The sequence below is a fragment of the Wolbachia endosymbiont of Culex quinquefasciatus Pel genome (assembly GCF_000073005.1).
Lineage (GTDB): Bacteria > Pseudomonadota > Alphaproteobacteria > Rickettsiales > Anaplasmataceae > Wolbachia.
The window spans coordinates 844,518-865,925 of the sequence record NC_010981.1 but is presented as its reverse complement, the minus strand read 5'-3'; the positions used below and the strand labels follow the sequence as shown (position 1 = coordinate 865,925).

The window sequence follows — 21,408 nt, the reverse complement described above, 5'->3', positions numbered from 1 at the left end:
TGTGTCACCATGTTTAAAAGCATAATCTAAAGCTGTTTTTTTGCATTATCCTTTATATCAAAATTTATCTTTTCATTTAAAGTTTTCTCTCCGGTGCTGATTGTTAGGTAGAATAAGGCTTTAATAGCTTTTTCCCTTAAGTGCTCATTTTGTTTACGCTTTTCTAAAACTAACTTTTTCAAAAATTGACCTTGCTTAAAATCCTCATTTATAGTTTTTTCAAAATCATTATCACTCATTACAAGATAGTGTAATGCTGTTCTTCCAGATTTAGATACAACATTTAACATTTTCTTATTATAGGGGTAATGATTATCTTTCATAAAATATTCTATTAACTCAGCATTAAGGCTCATGGCAGCTAAATGTAGAGGTATAAGCCCTTGACTGTTTGTGTTAAAAAGTGGTACTGTGTTCCTAATAGTTGACTTAGCAATACTTTCAATAACATACTGAGAGAATTCTATGTCGTTGGCAAGAGCAGCCATGTGTAACGGTGTATTGTCATTTTCATCATATAACACTTTGATGCTAGCAGCCACCTTTTTACCTACAAGTTCTTTTGACACAAATTCAAGACATTCCTTATTGCCGCTCAAAATAGCTGCAAATAACAACTTTTTTTGTGTATTTTGTTCTAAAAAAATACCCTTTGGGCTTTTTTTTACCAAATACTTAACGCATTCTACTCTTCCACTGAGGATAGATAAGTGTAGTAAAGTTTGTCCATCCTTATTTTTCTTACTTAATATTTCTCCCACTCTCTCTTTTTTAAAAAGGTGCTCAAGGCATGATTTATTACCAACACGTGCTGCCATATGAAAGACGGTGTCACCGTTGCTATTCTCACGCAAAACCTCTTGATAAACGTCAAATTTCTTCTCTTCCAACTTTTTTTCTATCATGCTTAAAAACGATAAATCAAGTTGGGCAGCAAAATGTAAAGGGGTGTTTCCTTCATTATTACTCTTATTTACTTGCATGCTTCTGTCTATTAATAGACTCACACATTTTTTTCTTAGTTCTGTTTCTGTATTACTCGATAGAGCTAAGTGTAGGGCCATATTTCCTTTGTGTGTTTCTGTGCTTAAATCGTAATCAGGAAATTTCTTGAGTAAAGATGTTAGACAATCATACTTCCCGTACATTGCAGCTAAATGTACAAGATCTCTTCCATAATCACCTTTGGATTGAAGTATGCTATTTCCTATATTTTCATAAAATAGGTCTATACAATATGAATTACCATGTATAATAGCAATATGTAAGGGGGTGTTACCTTGTTTATTCTGAACAATTTTTGCACCTGATTGAGTAAACAATTTCATTAGCTGGTTATTTCCATGTTTTGCAGCTATATGCAATGGGGTGTTACCATCTACATTTTCTTGATTAATTTCACTTTTTAGTCTACCTAAAAATTTTAGATGCTCTATAAGAAAATTTATGGCATTTTCTTGAGTTTCTGAGTTACCTACAATCTTATGAAAAGGATTCTCATTATATTTATTTTTTAAAAATTGTACTTGATTATCAATGAAGAATTTTATGCACTCAGCATTTCCAGATTGCACAGCATAGTGTAATGCGTTATTTCCATATTTATCTGTTTTAATTTTCTCCCTATCAAAAATTCCTTTTGCTGTCAATATTTCTTTTAAATATTCTAGGAGGTTAGGACTTCCGCTTCTGGCAGCATAGTGTAACTCGGTTTTATTATTGGTAGTGCAACTAAAATCTGCTTCATTTTCTATGAGAATTTTCAAGCATTCTTTATTGCCAGATTTAGCCGCATAGTGTAGTGGTGTTTTACCATCTCTATCTTTATTCCTTACTGCTTCTTTAATGTCAAAATTAGAATTTTCTATCACAAAACATAAAATATCTTCTTTACCCGACTCAGCTAAATAATGTAGAAGTGTTTTATCATTACTATCTGCAAAATTCTCCAATTTTATAATCAATTCTCTGCCCATACTAAGAATTAGAGATACAGCTATTTCAACATGAATATCATAATTCCTATTTTTCTTTTGTTCTTTCCTAATTCTTTCAATAGCCACTGTTAATAGCGAAGAACCATCATTACTTATTATATTCCATCCATCTTGACGAAATTTTTCAGCTAATGAATCACTTATATTTTCTGCTAAAATCCTGCTTTTTATACAATCAAGATTATTAGTACATATATTATAGTTTTCTTCTTGAGTTACTTTATTAATATAATCATATATGATTATTAGGTCTTGCTTATTGACTTTATCTTCTGAATTGCCTTGTAATGAAGAGAGGTCTATCTCACTAATTGCTCTGGCCATAACAACGTTTCCTGCAACAAATAAACCTGAACTGAGTGTCTTTGCGCTTGTACTAGATTTAGCTTTGAAAACACTAATAACTGTGTCAAATTTATTTTTGAACATACTGTACCTCATAAATAATAATGCCGGTAAGGCTTTAGTAGATACCACTGTAATTTTTAAGCCTACAAAAATTCACCAGCGGCCGCATTATATAGTAGATAATTTTTTGTGCTAGTAATATTTTTCTAATTCCCACTTTGGCCTTGGTGCAAAGTCAAGAGAGTCTACATAGCTTCTCTGTAACCTTTCAATTCCTGTCCATCCAACCATCACTGCATTGTCTGTACATAAATTGCTTGGAGGAGAAAGCACGTTCAAGTCTATGTGCTTTTTTAATCTCTCTTTCAGGAAATTATTTGCTGCAACTCCACCAGTAATTACAAAATCATTGATTTTAATATTTAAAGATACAGCGATACCAATAGCATTTCTGACTCTATCGAGTAATATGTCGCTAATACACTCTTGAAACGAAGCACACATATCACACACATCCTGTTCACTCATTACAAATTCTCGTGCTAAGTTTTTTACCGCTGTTTTAATTCCAGAAAATGAAAGGTCACATCCAGAACGTTTTATCATTGCTCTTGGCAGCTTAAATCTCATACCATCACCTTTTTTAGCTAACTCTTCAATTAATGGACCTCCCGGATAGCTTAGACCCAGCGTTTTAGCGACTTTGTCAAATGCTTCTCCTAATGAGTCATCAAGCGTTTCTCCAAGTTTGATGTATTTACCTACATCCTGTGCAATTAAAAATTGGCAGTGACCACCTGATATCAGCAGGACTAAAAACGGAAATTCAACCTCATATAGTAGCCTAACAACTAACGCATGTGCTTCTAAGTGATTAACTGCAATAAACGGTTTTTGTGTTACGTGTGCAATTGCTTTAGCCATCATTGTACCAATTATTAATCCACCTATGAGTCCTGGTCCTGATGTTGCTGCAATTGCATCTAGATCACAAAAGTTAAGGTTAGATTTTTCCATAGCACTTTTTATTAAACCACTTAAATGCTTCATATGAGCACGTGATGCTATTTCAGGAATCACTCCACCGCACTTTTTGTGCTCTACCTGAGAAAGAATTTCGTTAGCAAGCACTTGCTTATCACTATTTACAATCGCAACTGCAGTTTCATCGCAACTTGTTTCAATCGCTAAAATGGTTTTCATATATATTTGAACTCTTTAAATTGCGAGAACTATAACTTGAAATGTTGAAGAAGTGAACTTTGTTCTGCTGAGCTAATTATCATCTTCAAATATAGAACCAATTTTTTTGCTTCCAGGAGAAAATTTATTAGTCCAACTGCTTTGTACTTTGTTTATATCTTTAAAAGCAGTTTTATCGCTATATTCCTTTACTTCTTTATCTATTCTCTCCATTATTTGTAGATCCAGGTAGCTCTTTTTCCATTGGTTAGTAGCAAGAAATACTCTGTTTAAATCTTGAGTGCGAATTAGATATTCTTTATCTTTAGGATAAACTTCCTGAGCCCAAGCAAACAGCTCAAAATAGCGTGCGAATAACTCAGACGCACGTGATTTTGGAGTTTGGTAAACTTGTATCTCCTTAAATATAATTTGACCAATAATTTTTTGTACCAGAATATTTGACTGCTTTAAGTTCTGCTCAATATCCTGATAAACTTTATAGAGAAATTCTTGCTCTAAGCTTAAGTTCAGTTCATTTTCAACCATATGTGAAAGTTCATGTACTATGATGTAAGGATTTGACCTTCTTAGCACAATAACATACTTATTTAAACCAGAAGAACGAATTGTCTTACACACTCCCTCTTCCATATCCACTAATCCTTCTTGATATATTTCAAACGAGAGTCTAGTTTGCTTTATTATTGACAAAGTGAGGTTTAATGTATTTCTAAACTTCTCAAATTGATAGAGATATTTGACATATTGTATTACGTTTTCACTATTTCCTACTTGAGTTGCTTGTTTTATTAAGTTCCTGATTAGCATGCTTCATTATTAAAGGAATTTTCTTTATGCTCAAGAATTATAAAGTGTTTTCAGGAAGTATAGCTAAAAAAGTTTAATTTACTTACATTCCGCTACTTATTATTAGCCAAGAGGTATCACGTCAGTATGACTTAGGAATGTACTAGATATAAAAGTGCAATATCAAATATATTTTACTAAAAATCAATCAACTTTTCACATGTTTGCTCTTCATAAAAGAAGCTCAATGTTATCGTAGTACCAAGTTTTGCTTCACTTTGAATGTTGAAAGTCCCACCCATTAACTCTACTAATTTCTTGCTTAGAGGTAATCCGATACCTGTGCCTTCGTTTCTATATCCCGAATCTGCTTGGCCAAAAACGGACATAACTTTATATATGTCCTGCTGCATTATCCCTATTCCATTATCATGAAACTCAATAGTTAATAAATTTTTTTCTATATTCTCTTTAATAATCATTCTTATTAAACCACCTTGAGGAGTGAACTTGATAGCATTTGATAACAAATTTATTATAACTTGCTTCATTCTTTTGGGATCGGCGATAACTAATAATTGTTTATCAGATATCTCTTTCTTTAAACTAATCCCTGTTTCTTTTAGTTTAGGTGATAACATTTTTAAGCACGAATCTATTATCTTATTCAGATTAAACTTCACTTTCTCTACTGTTAAACTACTTGATTCAGCTTTAGAAAAATCGAGCACATCATTAATCAAAGCAAGTAAATGTGTACCAGCATTATATATATCGTCTACGTATTCCTTGTATTTAGAGTGATCTACCGAACCTAAAGTTTCATTTTTGATCAACTTTGCAAATCCAATAATAGCATTAAGAGGTGTACGCAACTCATGTGTAACACTTGCAAAAAATTTTATCTTATTTGCATTTTCTTGCTCTAATGCCTCTTTAACCCTTTGTAATTCAATATTAGTTTTATGCTGCTTGGCTAGCATTTGGGTATTGGAAAAGTGCAAATAAAGCATTATTAGTATTAAGATAACCAGTAATAAGCCCATTAATATTGAAAATAGACTATATACCATAATATAAGAGTCATTATAGCTTTGAATGATCTTCAAAAAAAATGAAGGCTTAATGTCATCTTCATGAAATATAGGGAAAGTAGAAGTTAATGTATTTCCTGTAGCGTAAAATATTTCTTGATTGCTTAGCAATTTATCAATTTCATCATTTGTAAGCAACTGCTCATAGTCATGACCTTGAGTATTAAAATTACTGAAAATCACTCTGGCATTTTGATCATACAGTATTAAGCTAAAATTTCTTACTTTGCTTACTGATTGTAACAATTCAGCACGCAATTTTACCAACTGGTTTATGTAATCAAAACTGTTATATTTAATATGATGTTTTTCTATTAGTAAATAATGATATTTTTTTATTATACTATTTTCCAATAGATCTTTTAAGTTTGCATTTGAATTACGGTAAAAAGAAAGAAAATTATTCTTTAATGAATAACTGCGGTATATTGTGCCCAATAAAACCACAAAAATTAATAAGAATAGCGAGATAATTTTTGTATATCTATTTGTTTTTAGTGTAGTAAAAATTAATTTACTTAATTTATACATATTCTTCTCATTGTGAAATAACGTCTTTTATGGTATTAATAAAAAATTAGCATATCATACTTTTATGACAATTTCTCCTATCTTGCCAGTTTATTCTCCTGTTAACATAAATTTTTCTTATGGCAAAGGTATTTACTTGTATGATATCGATAATAAGCGCTATATAGATTTTCACTCTGGAATAGCTGTTAGCAGTTTAGGTCATGCCAACCCACGATTAACTGATGTCCTAAAATTACAAGGAGAAAAACTATGGCATATATCAAATACCTATAATATATCTACTGCCAACAAATTTGCAGAAAATTTAATAAACAACAGCTTTGCTAATACTGTATTTTTTGCAAATTCTGGATCAGAAGCAGTGGAATGTGGACTTAAAATCGCTAGGGCCTATCAAAATGGAAAAGGTAATAAAAATCGCTATAGAATTCTAACATTTCATGGTGCATTTCATGGAAGGACATTTTTAACTTGTGCAACAAACGATAGACAGAAATTTTCTGAATTACTGAATCCTTATATTGACTGGTGTGATAACATAGAGCCCAATATTGAGAGTGTAAAGAAAGCAATTTCTAATGGCATAGGTGTTATATTAATAGAACCAATACAGGGACAAGGTGGTATTAAAGTAATGAGTGAAGTCTTCATGAAAGAGCTAAGAGAACTATGTAACGAAAACGACATACTGCTATTTTTTGATTGCGTTCAGTGCGGTGCTGGCAGGACAGGAAAGTTATTTGCATATGAACACATAGGAATTAAGCCTGACATATGTGCTCTTGCAAAAGGAATAGGAGGAGGTTTCCCTCTGGGGGCTTGTCTTGCAACTGAAAAGGTTGCTAAGTACATGGCGGTCGGTATGCATGGTTCTACTTTTGGTGGTAATCCACTTGCAACTTCAGTAGGTAATGCTGTATTGGATGAATTGCTCAGCCCTGGCTTCTTAGAAAATGTTGAAGTTAGAGGTAAGTACTTAAAAAACAAACTAGAAAATTTAGCAAGCAAGTTTCCAATGATAGAAGAAGTGAGAGGAAAAGGGTTGATGCTAGGAATAAAAGTAAAAATGAATAACCAAAAATTTGCAGAAGAGCTAAGTCACCGTGGTTTACTCACTGTTGGAGTAACATCAGATAACGTTCTAAGAATCTTGCCTCCACTCATTATCACTGAAAAAGAGATTGATGAAGGCATTGAAATCCTCACTCAGTATTTATCTGAAAAGTTCTAGTTAAAAACTAAACCTTCCTGCTCACTAGTTGTTGGCTGTATCAAAATTGCAGATAAAGCAGTAGCTACAACTTTATCAGCTACTTCATTTGTACACTTTGCCTTTTCCTGTTCTCTTATCAGTGTAAGCTCATTTATATCACTTAGTGAGTCAAATTTTGTTATATCCTCAAATATAAACGATTGCACGATGTCTTTCGGAATATTGAGAAAAGCCGAGTTACCAAGCGATAATGTCATATCTAACAAACTTTTCATTGAGCCGTTTCTCAAAACACATTTAGACAGTTCTCCTAAAAGAATTGGCACTCCAAAAATAAAAAATGCTCCTCTCACTAAATAGGTCGTTATTTCATATAACAATGCACCACACAAGAGTGCCAGTGGTCCAAATACTATAAAACCGCAAAGTAAAGGCAATTGCATGGTCTGACCTGATGATATTCTACCTATAAGCTCCATTGAAATTATAAACCCAATAAGTAACATAGCTCTACCTAGATATGTCCTTTCTTTAGAGCGTTTGTTAAAGTTTTTCTCACGTAACTTAGAAAAATCATTATTGACTCTTACGTCAAAAATATTATGGCCATTTTTTAATTTGAGCTCCAAGTTCTCTATTCCATGACGCCACTTATGGCACCTTACAACTTCATTAATTACCATACTAATTCGATCATTGATCTTGCATAATTTGCTTTCTTGATATAAATCTCCTTGATAATACTTTTCTCTAAATTTCACACAGTCTAATTTCTTTAAATCAGATAAAAAATCTTTAATTTCTTGTGCCATTTTATCAGTATCACCTCTGTAGCCTACAGCTTTCAAAATTGCTGCTAAGTGTTCATTTTCAATTTGAGCAATTGTTCTATCTAATGCACGTATATATTGCTTGGATTGAAAATATGAGATGATTTTTTCTTTACATCTATCCTCATTGCCTTCGTACAAACTATTTCTTTTGAAACTGCTGTCATGTTCTTTGGCAATTTCTAATGCATGAACCAATACATTTTGCGCCTTCACACTACTTTCACAGTGACAGTTTCTGATTATGTGTACATACGCTCTTGCACTGGTATCTCCAGATTTATCTATATTGTACGCTTTAGCCAAAAAGACTAAATAGTCAAACCCTGCCCAAAGATAATACATTACCTTTGTTATAGCACTCCCCACAGAAAATAAAGCTGAGCGTGTGCAAGATAATTTACCGTTGTTTTTAATTCTGTTCTCATATGAACGAAGGTATGCCTCTGTACTTTTTAAAATCCTATGTAAATCTTGTTCTGTCTTTTTGACATCAAAATCATTTATATCATGAACTTTTTCATACGTTTCTTTTATCAAATCACTAGAAAACTTCTTCAGAGCTGAATCATCAATATTTCCTAATGCATCAATATTTTTACTAATATAGATTTCTATTTTTCTTCCAAGTTCTTCTCCCATTCTATTTTTTAGCAACTTATTGTATTTATTAGTAGCTGGAAACAAAACTTTCTGACAAAATTTCTGTGGTTCCTTTTTAAAATTTGCTAAGATCTTATTCACAAATAGCTCAACTTCTTCACCTGCAGCAGTGAAAAACCATGATTGTCTGCTCTCATTACGCTCTCTATTTCTTCCAAGATTCTGTAGGGCTTCAGATGGATTATTGAACTGACTAACCGAATCTGCAAATATTGATGCAACATGATTATATTCACTATCAAATCCACGACCTTTCGATCCATCTATAACCGTTGTCAACGCATATTTAGCCAATGAATCAAAATCTCTTTTTTCATAATCACAATAAATAGTTCGATATTTACCTATTTGATTACGTATTATCGCTGAAAAGGGTCTATTTTCTCCAATACCAAGATCATTTTTCCCAATTCCTGCAAAGATACATTTATTTTGTTTGCAGAAATCAATGAGACTATGTAGTATACCTTCCTCTCTTTCCATGAGGTCATGGAGCTCTTTGCTTAAGCGCCAATTATCAACTATTAAGCTGCATTGCTCATTATCACTTTTACTCAGTGCTTCAATTACTGTCTTTATTTGCAGTAAGAGCTCATCTCTAGCAAATTGCTCACTAAAGCCTTTTCTCTCTAGGTAGCTTATAATATTGTTATCATTAGTGGTGCTAACATTCTTTTTAACATCTTCTATCAATTCACTCAAACCTTCTCTTCTTTTTTTATCTAAAGTAATATTATCACACTTCATTAAATATGAGAGAGTAAGATCGATCATTGAATGCATTACTCTATATTTTAGATATTCAGCAGTACTACTGAAATCCACCTTTTCTTTTAATTCAGATATCTGCTCTTCTGTCAGACTAGGATGTTGCTTTTTAACGCAGCTTATAAAGTTCGTTTCACGTAACTTGAGCCTATAGTCTTGATAAGACATCCCTTCAGGCTGAAATTTATTATACACTTCATAACGTGTACTACCTTCATATACTAAATTATCTCTACCCTGCAACGCAAAGTTAAGATTAACTATACTATTTACATCATCAGCTAAAAGCAGAGCACTTTCTCCAATTGGGCTTTGCACATTCCATCTTATAGAAGTTAATAAATCATCGGTATCAACAAGCTTATTGTAATTAAAAACTTCTTCGCTCTCTTCAACATATTCATGAGCTGGGCTCAATTTTTCTCTAGTAAATAAGCTACGCACGTTAGCAAGAAATCTAGAAAGCAGTTCTTTTGACTCTACACCAGTTGCTTTAGTTAGTACCCACCAAATTGGCAACATTACTATACCAAATATAAACATAGAAATTGTATAATATAAGTTTCCAATCAAAGCAGAATACAGCCAATAATCTGAAGTTAGACCAATTACATCAGCAACATTACTATTTATAACAGGAAATAATGTAATCATAGGTATTATAGTAACAGCAATATTCACTACAAATGCTAGAGTGAAATTTGTTCTCCTATTGGTTTTTGCAATAACACTTGCTGTTTCGATGGCGTTTGCAATACAACGTCTACTCAATCTTGTCGGGCTGATAACTTTTCCGCATCTATTTAAAATCCTTCTCTTTGGTGTTGCAGTGAGGTAAGTCGTAGGATATTTCTCATCAAGCTTGCACATGTTCTCAAAATCCTGCTGCTTGTTAATACTGTCTGCTTCATCAACACTAATCCACAACTTGGTATTTTGGTCTTTAAATTTACGATCATTTTCTTGCTGTAATAACAGGTCATGTGTCACTATAATTGTTGTAGGTTTAGTTGCCTGCAGTGCATTTTTAATTTCCTCAGCAGTTTTGGGTGTCCTAATGTTTACAGTAAATGCACTACTCATCATTTTTTTAGCTTGGTTTACTAGATCACTGTTTGGTACTGCAACCAGATGATGAAACCCTGCTTGGGCTAGTACATGGCTCCACATTCCAATATCGTAAGTCTTGCCAAACCCAGTTTCTGCATCGATCAGAACATTACAGTTAGTAGTAGAAGGGTTGCGTAAATGTTCTAATGCCTCTTCAACAACAGGTTTACGACGTGCTACTATTATAGATTCCTTTGTATCATCAAGTTTTATAGATTCACCTTGCAACTTACAGTTGATTTCTTCTAAGCCACTTATAATACTTTGCTTTTCTTGATTGCTGATAGAACTCACACATTATCCACTATAATTATCACAATATTAATTGTATGTTAATTCAGTAAATTGTCAATTCTATAGACAAAAAGCTGATTTCAACTATCATATTAATATGAATATATGCCTCGGAATAATTACTTCTCCCCATGGAATCAAAGGAGCTGTTAAGATAAAAACCTTTACTGAAAAGCCCGAAAATATTTTCCTATATGGTGAACTAATAAGCGGAAGTGAAAATTATAAAATAAGCTTGGTGTCTGTTGTCAGTAATAATTTAGTAATAGCAACAATTAGCGGTGTGAACTCCCGTAATGAAGCAGAACTTTTAAGAAATAAAAAGTTATATATAGAGAGAAATAAGCTACCACAATTAAATGATGAGGATGAATTTTACCAAAATGATCTTGTGAATATGGAAGTAAGATTAGAAAGTAATGAATTATATGGCTATGTGAAGTCTGTACATAATTTTGGCTCAGGGGATATATTAGAAATTTTGGTTATCAGCACAAAAAAAAACATTATGCTATCTTTCACTAAAGAAATATTTCCATACATCAACATGAAGGAAAGATATATAGTAATCAACATGCCAGAATTCATTGGCCAATAAAAATTTTGATATTTGTATAAAGTTATTTATAATCATCAGACTAAATTAAAAGTGTAATTATGGCAGAAAGGGCTAATGATATCAGGCCAGGTCAGGTACTAGAACATAACGGTGGTTTATTTTCGGTTATAAGTATTATGCATACTCAACCTGGTAAGGGTGGTGCATATATACAAGCTGAAATGAAAAATATCCAAACAGGAGCAAAGTACTATGAGAGGTTTCGCTCTGATGCAACAATCAGAAGGGCAATTTTAGATGAAGAGGAATATGTTTATCTCTTTACTGAAGGGAATATCGTAAATCTTATGCATCCAAGTAGTTACGAGCAGATTGTTATAAATTTAGACTTATTAGGGGAAAAGAAGGCTTATTTGCAAGATAATATGAAAATTAAAGTAGTAACTTATCAAGATAAAATAATTTCTGCACATGTGCCTGATCACGTTACACTAACTGTAAAAGAGACAGAGTCTGTTATCAAAGGTCAGACTGTTACTGCTTCTTATAAGCCTGCAATTTTGGAAAACGGAATACGTGTTAACGTGCCTCAATTTATAAAAGAAGGGGATAAAATTGTATTACATACTCCTGATAACAGCTATTACGAAAGAGTAAAAGAGTAAATGGCAATTTCATCACCACGAATCAATGTGATGCTTGATTCTGTACGCAGTGCCTCCAAGCAGCTTATACGTGATTTTAATGAATTGCAAATTTCAAGCGTTAAGTCAGCAGACTTTATCAATAAAACTTATTCAAAATCCAAGCAACTTATATACGATTGCTTGAAAAACTACAACCAGAACTATGACTTTATTTTTGAAGACGATGTGGGCCAAGATCTAAAAGACGGCGGTTATACTTGGTTTATTATGCCTATAGAAGGCAAGGAAAACCTTTTTAGTTGTATGGTTTATTTTGCAGTATCAGTTTGTCTCATTCATAAAAACAGAGTTGTAGCAGCTGTGATTGATGCTCCAGCCCTTAGAGAAACTTTCTGGGCAGAGGAAAAGAAAGGAGCTTTTCTTGAAGATTTCAAATCTCGCCATGTAAAAATGCGGATGAAAGCTCGTGAAGGGGGAATAATAGACATAAGTGGTAATTTGTTAAATAAATTACCACTTGACAATAATAATCTACGCTCCCTTGGCTCAACGGTACTAGGTTTTGCATATCTTGCTGCCGGAAGATACAATGGAATAATTTACTCTGGAATTAATAAATATAAAACTTCACTCGGTAGGCTTTTTCTGCAAGAAAGCGGTGGGAGATTAAGGGAAGATAACGCGCTTGTCATTGCTGGAGATATAAACTAAAGTTCATTCAAAAGAGCAAAAGTCACGTAGTGAAAATAATAAATGGTCTTACCTACCCCTCATTGCAGCAGGGTAGCAAAATAAGATAGACGAGAAAAGACAACTATAGGAACAAATAGTCAGTGTGTGACAATGGCATCTAGTCCTTTTGCACAAAAAATGTTGTAAAGTAACTTAGTTGGATCCCAGTGTTAGCTACTTTCATGACAAGAAATAAAGCACTGATTTTGTACATTAACCATGCTTTTAAATAGATACCTTATTCTTGGCAACTTTAAACTCAACAACAGACACAAACAGATAATTTCTCAAAAACTTTTACAAGAGATTTTGTTAAATGCTCTATCATTTCATTTGTATGGTAAGGCGTAGGAGTAATACGGAAGCGCTCAGTCCCCTTTGAAACTGTTGGGTAATTTATATGTTGTACATATATTCCATACTCATCAAATAACAATTTTGATGCTTTTTTGGACAACTCAGGATCGCCAATTATGATTGGAATTATATGAGTTTCTGTTTGCATAAAATTCACTCCTGCATTTCTCAGTGAGTCTTTTACTTTCTCAACCACCTGCTTCTGCTTTTCTCTTTCAATGTTGCTTGATTTTAGATGCTCAACGCTTGCCTTTGCTGCTGCTGCTAAAACGGGCGACATAGCAGTAGTAAAAATAAATCCTGGGGCTGAACTTCTTATTACATCCACCAAGCTCTTTGAAGACGCTATATATCCACCCATCACTCCAAAAGCCTTTGATAATGTACCCTGAATAACAGTTATTCTATCCATCAAACCTTCTCTTTCTGCAATTCCGCCACCGCGCGGTCCATACATGCCAACTGCGTGTACCTCATCCAAATAGGTAATTGCATTATACTGATCTGCTAGATCACATATCGCTTCAAGCGGTGCTACATCACCATCCATTGAGTATACAGATTCAAGTGCTATTATTTTCGGCGTTTTTATATCTATAGACTTTAGCAACTGCTCTAAGTGATCAACATCATTATGCCTAAATATGTGCTTCGGTCTTTTTCCTGATTTTATACCTTCTATCATTGAAGAATGGTTTTTCTCATCTGAAAAAATTACCACGCCCGGAATAACAGACGATAAAGTACTAAGTGTAGTTTGGTTGGCAAGATAGCCACAAGCAAAAGTTAAAGCAGCTTCTTTTTGATGCAAGTCAGCCAAAGATTTCTCGAGCTCAACAACTTCCTTTGTTGTACCTGATATATTTCTTGTTCCTCCAGCACCAACAGATGAATTTTGAATAGCAGCAATGACACTATCGTTTTGTGACATTCCCAGATAATTATTACTGCACCAGACAATAACCTCTCTATTTCTTTCATAATCCATAATATAGGGAAGTTTGCCAGGTAATGACGCAAAATGCGTAAATTCACGATAGCGCCCTTCTTCTTTTATATCTTTGATTTTATTTAAGAATATTTTTTCGTAGTCTACCAAGTTTTTATCTATTAACAATCAATATAATTATAATAAATTATTAAATGATAGACTACTATATTTATTACTTAGACTGACATTCTTCTGTCTGCATAACCTTTGTGACCTGATTATCCTCAACTAAGCTTTTAGGCCTATAGCAGTACGTAATTGTAGCTGCAATAAGACAACAAACTGCAACTGCTATTCCTATTGCTAACATTTCCAAGTAAACTGCAACAGCTGCTCCTAAGGCAATAACAGTTATTGCAAGCGCAGAAGCAGCTACGACATACTTTTTTGTGTTTTGTGGATCATTCTTTGAATTGCTTGGTACGGTTGCTGAATAGCCTAAAGATGACATAAATTCCAAAAATCCCTTATTTCCTCGCTTTTTTGCCATATCTAAAGAGCTTCCTTTCAAAAGAGTATCTGATGGTTTATTAATAATTGGATCGTTTTCTAAATACGGGCTTGTACCATTGTCTATTAGCAATTTTGCAGATTTTTTATGCCCTTCATTTATTTTTCGATTATAAGCTATAACATGTAGCGCAGTACCAATATCCCTACTTTGTGTATTAACATACTTTTTTTATCTTTTGCTGCACCTATCAAAATGGCAACTACATCAGAATGACCATTATCAGCAGCTAAGTGCAATGCAGTTTCACCATTATGATGTTGTAAATAAAGATCTGCCTTTTTTTTTAAAAGTAATTCCACCATTGCCGAATTACCTTCTGCAGAAGCATACATCAAAGGAGTAAGATTATATCGTTCTTTAGCATCAACTGTTGCGCCACGCTCTATTAGCAATTCTGCAACATCTGAATGTCCACTATATGCTGCTTCATGTAAAGGAGTTACTCTGCTGCCTGTACTGCTTACTGAATTAACATTTGCGTCATTATCAAGTAAAAGCTTCACAAAATCTTTATGACCACTCTTGGCAGCTAAATGAAGTGCAGTGTCACCACCTACTTTTGTTTTTGATTTAATCTCAATATTTGCACCACATTCTAGTAAATGCCTGCCAAGCTCAACATTACCTTTTTGTGCTGCAACGTGTAAATGAATAAATCCATCATTATCATAATCTGTGAAACGTTCATTAATATCGTCTAGTAAACTTTCCCTACCAGCTTTTAATTCCTCAGAAATGATAAGTGTTACTTTACCATTTTCATACTCTACTTCACCATTATGAAATTTAAGTGTGAACTCTAAAATAGCATCAACCCTGCATATTTCCCTATTTGTATCAAGTTTCCTGACAGGCATACTTGGACAATACTGAACATTGAGAGAACCTTGGCTATTATATACAATACTTATCTTTCTATCATTGGCATGAGGCAAGATTAGTTTATGCTTAGAGAATATAGGAGAGAGCTGCATTAACAAAGAGCCATCATACCCAGCTTAATTGCAACTAGTAATTAACTCTTCCAGTATATAGTCATTTGGAACCTCTGCTTTAGCATGTTTAAAAATTTCCGTAAAAACATACTTTGCAAACAGACGTTTATCATCTCCCTCATTATATTTATCATATAACCCTTTAATGAAACTATTATCTATAGTGCGATCATTGATTACAAAAAAATCCGTTCTATATAGGTCTTGATAAGCTGTGTTACCAGACTTTACATCTTCATTATTCTCATCTGCCTTTACTTGACCCAGCAGAGATTGTGTTAGCTGAAATTCTAACGTAGTTACTGCACTAGATTTAGTATCAGAATTATTAACGCCAGATTCCTCTTGACTTTCATTACCTGAATCCTCAGAACGACGGCGCTCTTTTTCCTCTCGTTCTAAAATTTCAAACCCTTCTTCAGTTCCCGAATCCCTAGAATCTGATTTCTTTAAAATTTTGTTTGATTCCTGTGATACAAAATCTGAACCTAACATGTTTTTCCTCACTAATTAGTAGCTAAGCTAAGTGTAGCATTAAATGGCAATTTTGTCAACTTAGCAAGCATCTCTTCGTAGTCTACCAAGTTTTTATCTATTAATAATCAATATAATTATAATAAATTATTAAATAATAGACTACTATATTTAGTATACAGACCTTTCCTTGAACACAATCTCTGCAGGCTCACCATTCTCAATTAAGCTTTTAGGTCTACAGCAGTATGTAACTGTAGCTGCAATAAGACAACAAGCTGCAACTGCTATTCCTACCGCTAACATTTCCAAGTAAACTGCAACAGCCACCCCTGAAACAATACCGGCTATTGCAAGCGCAGAAGCAGCTACAACATACTTCTTTGTATTTTGTGGATTTTTTTTGAGGCCACTTTTGCTGCTTTGCTCATTAATTCTTGGCAATTCTGTTTTTGGCTGTCCATTTCCGTTAGCAACTTGTTCTACATGCTCAGTAGGTTGATTAACGTTAATATCATTATTAACATCTTCAATTTTAATCGAAAGAAATTCATCTTCATCATCACTTGTTAATTCTACTCTTAAAGTACAAGGAACAGAATTACTAGAAACAGTACCATTAGCTGTTGCTTCAGCTTCCACTGTGTCAATTACAGATATTCTTGTTTCATGACCTTCTTCACTAATTTTTTCAAATGGAGAATTACTATTAGAGTCTGAGGAAGTTCCGGCAGAGCAATCACTTTTATTACCTTCAAGTTTAGAAAAATCATCCTCCTCAGAACTCAGTGATGGTGAGCTTTCTTTAGACTCTACCAAAGGAGCTTCTTGGCTACTTGCAGCAGCTTCTACATTGTTGTCTACTGGTAATGTAGCAGCAGTGTGCTTGAGCTCATTTTCAAGAAATAGTATTATTTTTTCAAGAGCCTCTTTTTGCTCACCCTCTTCCAAATTTGTAATTTTGTCATTTGCTTGGTCCAAGAGCTTCTGTACAGTAGGTTCATATGTGCTGACTTCTAATTTCTTTAATAAATGTATCAAACGAGTAAGATTGATTCTATCGACAGCATTAGACAATTTTTCTCCTATAATTTTTTCATTTCCAGGCATTTTACCCTCCTCACAATTATTACCTATAGCTTCTTCTATTGAAGCCTCTTCATTATTCATAATATTCTCTACTTTATCAACAATGTTTCTTTGCGGCTGTTGATTATCAATATTTTTGGATTCTGGATCTTTTTTAATATTTAAATGCAAAGGTGTTTTATCATCTAAACCTTCAAGAAATTTTGTGATTTTTGATTCACTAGAAGATTTTTCCCTGTTTTCTTCCCTTACCAAATATAAACTTTTCGTTCCTACCAGATCTAAAGCTGTTTTGCCATCTCTATCTTGAATGTTCCAATCAGCTCCCTTGTTTACAAGTAATTTTACTATTTCAAATTTATCATGGTAAGCAGCCCAATGTAAAGCTGTTCTGCCATGCCTCTCATCTTGAATATCAATCTCAGCGCCATTTCCAATAAGCAAGCCCATTAATTCTAAATTATTACGTGCCACAGCCCAATGCAAAGGTGCATGCCCTGAATTGTCTATACTATTAATATCAGCAATTTTATGATTAATAATAGTCTTTGCTACATCTATAAAATCTTGTTGTATAGCATAGTGCAAAAATTTTTCTGACATATCAGAAACTCTAGACCTGGCTTCAGTATCTTTAAATTTATCTAATACCGCTTTCACGCATTCTTGATTACGAATAGACAACGCCCTTCGAAGTTTTTCACATATGCTATGCCAAGGTAGAATAGTACTTCGATTTTTTTCCAAATCTTCTAATAAAAGCTTAGTATAGCGCTGTCCACCAACACCAATAAGTAGCCTATCGAGACCTTCATCTTGCGTAAATAATATACTTTATGCGTTTCTGCATACCTTTCCACAAGTGTGTCATCAGCTGCAATGGCTAGTAGTGAAAGCTCTTTTACTGAATAATTATAATAACCATTTGTTTCATCATAGCTATTATTCAACAGCACATTGTGCATATGATCAGTCAAATTAAGCTGTTGAGAGCAAAAATCCTTCAAATTACCACAATTTAAATCAGTAATAAATCTATCGCTTTCCTCTATATTATTTATAGTTTTATCTAAATCTGCATAATCACCATAATTTTTTGCTTTATTTATAACGTCTATTAATCCATCAAAGGTTAAATTTTTAGGGGTAATGGTAAATTCTTCTTCATTATGCCTTGGTTCTATATTAACCTGATCTTGAGGCCAAAATAACTCTGTTGCTACAACTGCTGTAACTTCTGCAACACCTACCAATACATTCGCAACATTACCTAAAATGCCTGGATCAGTAACTACTTTGTTTGCTACTTCACTACTATCAGATGAACTCTCAGTAATAGACAAGTCTTCAGCAGCAAATGACTTAGGTCCTTCATTCATATTTTTCTCAAGAGTCTCTGTAATTCTATTATCCTCATCTTCGAAATGCCTATTTATTTCATCTAACAAACTTTTGCCATCAACTTTGTAATTCTCTAATTGTTCAGGAATAGCAAGTGTTACTTTGCCGTTTTCATACTCTACCTTACTATCTCGAAACTTAAGGGTGAACTCTAAAATAGCATCAACCCTGCATATTTCCTTATTTGTATCAAGTTCTCTAACAGGCATACTTGGACAATACTGAATATTGAGAGAACCTTGGCTATTATATACAATACTTATCTTTCTATCGTTGGCATGAGGCAAGCTTAGTTTATGCTTAGAGAATATAGGAGAGAGCTGCATTAACAAAGAGCCATCATACCCAGCCTGATTGCAATTAGTAATTAACTCTTCTAATATATTGTCATTTGGAGTTTCTGCCTTAGCATATTTAAACATTTCTGTGAAAACTTGCTTAGCAAACAGGCGGTAATTTGCATTTTCACTCGAAATTAAGTGATTGTGCTGGCAATATAACTCGTGAACATACGCTTTGCTTATTGTTTGCCCATTAATTACAAAATCCATTCTTTCCAAATCAAGTTGTGCTTGCTTGCCAGAATTTGCATTCCTATTATTCTCACCTGCCTTTACTTGACTTAGCAAAGATTGTGTTAGCTGAAATTCCAATTCAATTGCTCTGTTAGTATTTTGTCCTTCCTCAACCTCTGAACAATTGCCTGAATCTCCAGAATGACGATGCTCCTTAATTTCTTCTTGTTCTAAAACTTCAAATTCTTCTTCAGCACCTGAATCTCTGGAATGGCGACGCTCCCTTTCTTCTGCAGTATCTACTGCTGGCGGCATGAGCCCACCAAGTAAATTCCACCCCATGTTTTACCCCCTAATTATTAGCTAAACTAAGTATAGCATTAAATAGAAATTTTGCCAAGCAAGTTATTGAGCCTTTTAGCAAATAGACTTACGTCTTCCATCTCTTCACCTTCCACTATACAAGCTTGATAGAACAATAAGTAAATCATATCTCCAAGTGTTGGATTTTCACCATTTTTAGCGTGAGATTCCATTATGTTTCTTATCAAAGGATGCTTAATGTTAATTTCAAGTACTTTTGGCGTGCGGTAATTTAGCTGCTTCTGTTCACGTAAAAAACGCTCCATACGGAGGTCCATAGTTCCTTCATCAACTGCTAGACACACAGGACTATCGGTTAATTTCTTAGAGATCTTTACACTTTTTACTAAGCTTCCAAGAACCTTGGTGAAGTATTCGAGTATAGAATCCGCGTTTTCTTCGCTTTTGTTTTCATCTGATTTATTTTCTTCATCTTTCTTGCCTTCTTCTGAAGAAAATTTTTCTAAATCAACATCAGCGCGGGTCACAGACTTAAATTTTTGATCTTTATATTCATGAATCACGCTAGTCCAGAAATCATCAACTGGATCAACAAATAGAAGCACTTCCAATCCTTTGCTGACGAATCCTTCAAGTTGTGGACTGTTTTTTACTGAATCGAGACTATTACCTGTGAGATAGTAGATATGTTCCTGTTCAGGCTTCATTCTGCTTATATAATCATCAATGCTAACTAGCTTACCATCACTGGTGCTATGAAATCTGCAAATGGAAAGCAATGCTTCTCTTTCATCAGTTGGCATAGCTTCGCAAAGACCTTCTTTTAACACCGCACCAAAATTGCCCCAGAATTTTGTATATTCCTCTAAATTCTCTTTTGCTTTTTTGCCGAGCTCTGATATTATGCGCTTAGTTAAAGATTTCCTAATCTGCTCAACAACGCGATTGTTCTGCAGTGTTTCTCTGCTGATATTGAGAGGCAAATCCGGTGAATCAACCACACCTTTCAAAAAACGCAAGTACTGCGGTATAATCTGCACATTATCTTCAGTGATAAACACTTTATTTACATACAATTTTACAGAGCAGCGTCTATCTGGATGAAATAAATCAAAAGGCTTGATAGAAGGAACATAAAGCAAGTTCGTATACTCTATTGCACCTTCATTTTTATTATGAAATATCATCCAAGGCTCACCGCCCACATGTGCAACACCACGGAAGAAGTCGTTGTGCTCTTCTGGAGTAACGTCATTTTTTGGCTTAGTCCAAATTGCAGCTTTGCTATTTAATTTTTCACTTTTTCCTTCTTCATTTACAAACTCAACGGGAAAATTTATGTGGTCAGAGTAAGTAGTAACGATGTTTTCAATACGGAATTTGTCTAAAAATTCGCTTTCTTCAGGACGCATGATGAGCGTAATTTTTGTGCCACGAGAGATTTGACCATCTAATTTGCTGATTGAATACTCTCCATCTCCTTTAGATTTCCACACCCAAGACTCTTCTTCTCCGGCTTTCCTTGATTCTACTATAACTTCTGAAGCAACCATGAAGCTTGAATAAAAACCAACACCAAACTTTCCAATCAGCTCTACAGCTTGGCTCGAATCTTTATTATTCTTAATTGCATCCAAGAATTTTTGCGTACCAGAACTTGCAATCGTGCCAAGATTATCTATTAAATCCTGTCTGTTCATTCCAATTCCATTATCGGTTATATACAGCTCATTCTTATCTTTACTGGAGCTAATAGTAATCTTCAACTCATCACTTGAATCTAATAAATCAGCATTTAATTGTGATTCATAGCGCAATTTATCACATGCATCTGATGCATTTGATATTAACTCACGCAAGAAAATATCCTTATTAGTATAAAGTGAATGAATTACTATATTTAGTACTTTGCCTACTTCAGCGTCAAATTTTAAACTTTCAGTTTCTTGTATGTTGTGCATTTTGAG

At 33.9% G+C, this 21,408-nt stretch carries 13 protein-coding genes and 1 pseudogene; 4 read left to right on the top strand and 10 right to left on the bottom strand.

The window, feature by feature from the left end:
• Window positions 1-26: 26 nt before the first annotated feature.
• The 4 genes from WP_RS03925 to WP_RS03910 all read right to left on the bottom strand — a co-directional run bounded on the left by WP_RS03925 (window position 27) and on the right by WP_RS03910 (window position 5,962).
• Window positions 27-2,426 carry an ankyrin repeat domain-containing protein gene (locus WP_RS03925; RefSeq protein WP_231834393.1) on the bottom strand — a complete coding sequence of 800 codons (2,400 nt, stop codon included), beginning with the start codon at window positions 2,424-2,426 and terminating at the stop codon, window positions 27-29.
• A 111-nt stretch (window positions 2,427-2,537) separates the two neighbouring features.
• Window positions 2,538-3,548, bottom strand: coding sequence for a tRNA (adenosine(37)-N6)-threonylcarbamoyltransferase complex transferase subunit TsaD (gene tsaD, locus WP_RS03920; RefSeq protein ID WP_007302199.1), 1,011 nt, complete (start codon window positions 3,546-3,548; stop codon window positions 2,538-2,540).
• A 72-nt stretch (window positions 3,549-3,620) separates the two neighbouring features.
• Window positions 3,621-4,358 (bottom strand): WD_0702 family putative metalloprotease, encoded by a 738-nt coding sequence (locus WP_RS03915; RefSeq protein ID WP_012481913.1) that lies wholly within the window; start codon window positions 4,356-4,358, stop codon window positions 3,621-3,623.
• A gap of 176 nt (window positions 4,359-4,534) precedes the next feature.
• Window positions 4,535-5,962: a sensor histidine kinase gene (locus WP_RS03910; protein WP_010403276.1), complete on the bottom strand. Its 1,428-nt coding sequence runs from the start codon at window positions 5,960-5,962 to the stop codon at window positions 4,535-4,537.
• Between the two features lie 64 nt (window positions 5,963-6,026).
• Here WP_RS03910 and WP_RS03905 point away from each other — a divergent pair, with 64 nt between their 5' ends.
• Window positions 6,027-7,196, top strand: a complete 1,170-nt coding sequence (locus WP_RS03905) for an aspartate aminotransferase family protein (protein WP_007302196.1) — start codon at window positions 6,027-6,029, stop codon at window positions 7,194-7,196.
• Here WP_RS03905 and WP_RS03900 read toward each other — a convergent pair.
• Window positions 7,193-10,843, bottom strand: coding sequence for a DEAD/DEAH box helicase (locus WP_RS03900; RefSeq protein WP_007302195.1), 3,651 nt, complete (start codon window positions 10,841-10,843; stop codon window positions 7,193-7,195). The two genes, WP_RS03905 and WP_RS03900, sit on opposite strands and share 4 nt — an antisense overlap.
• Before the next feature lie 97 nt (window positions 10,844-10,940).
• Here WP_RS03900 and rimM point away from each other — a divergent pair, with 97 nt between their 5' ends.
• Genes rimM through WP_RS03885 form a run of 3 tightly spaced genes read left to right on the top strand, consistent with a single transcriptional unit; the run spans window position 10,941 to window position 12,760 of the window.
• On the top strand, window positions 10,941-11,441 hold the full coding sequence (rimM, locus tag WP_RS03895) for a ribosome maturation factor RimM (protein ID WP_007302194.1): 501 nt from the start codon (window positions 10,941-10,943) through the stop codon (window positions 11,439-11,441).
• Window positions 11,442-11,500: 59 nt separating this feature from the next.
• Window positions 11,501-12,067, top strand: a complete 567-nt coding sequence (efp, locus tag WP_RS03890; protein ID WP_007302193.1) for an elongation factor P — start codon at window positions 11,501-11,503, stop codon at window positions 12,065-12,067.
• Window positions 12,068-12,760, top strand: coding sequence for an inositol monophosphatase family protein (locus WP_RS03885; RefSeq protein WP_007302192.1), 693 nt, complete (start codon window positions 12,068-12,070; stop codon window positions 12,758-12,760).
• 280 nt (window positions 12,761-13,040) lie between these two features.
• Here the strand turns inward: WP_RS03885 and hemA are convergent, their stop codons facing one another.
• The 5 genes and pseudogenes from hemA to htpG all read right to left on the bottom strand — a co-directional run bounded on the left by hemA (window position 13,041) and on the right by htpG (window position 21,402).
• Window positions 13,041-14,237, bottom strand: a complete 1,197-nt coding sequence (gene hemA, locus WP_RS03880; protein WP_007302191.1) for a 5-aminolevulinate synthase — start codon at window positions 14,235-14,237, stop codon at window positions 13,041-13,043.
• Between the two features lie 64 nt (window positions 14,238-14,301).
• Window positions 14,302-16,133 (bottom strand): annotated as a pseudogene (locus WP_RS07895) (ankyrin repeat domain-containing protein).
• Between the two features lie 150 nt (window positions 16,134-16,283).
• Window positions 16,284-17,948 (bottom strand): ankyrin repeat domain-containing protein, encoded by a 1,665-nt coding sequence (locus WP_RS07705; RefSeq protein WP_012481910.1) that lies wholly within the window; start codon window positions 17,946-17,948, stop codon window positions 16,284-16,286.
• Window positions 17,949-17,953: 5 nt separating this feature from the next.
• A complete protein-coding gene (locus WP_RS07700) occupies window positions 17,954-19,459 on the bottom strand; it encodes a hypothetical protein (protein ID WP_012481909.1) in 1,506 nt (501 codons plus the stop codon).
• Between the two features lie 38 nt (window positions 19,460-19,497).
• The gene (gene htpG / locus WP_RS03855; RefSeq protein ID WP_007302187.1) at window positions 19,498-21,402 is read right to left on the bottom strand and encodes a molecular chaperone HtpG; all 1,905 of its coding nucleotides are present in this window, start codon (window positions 21,400-21,402) and stop codon (window positions 19,498-19,500) included.
• Between the last annotated feature and the right edge of the window lie 6 nt (window positions 21,403-21,408).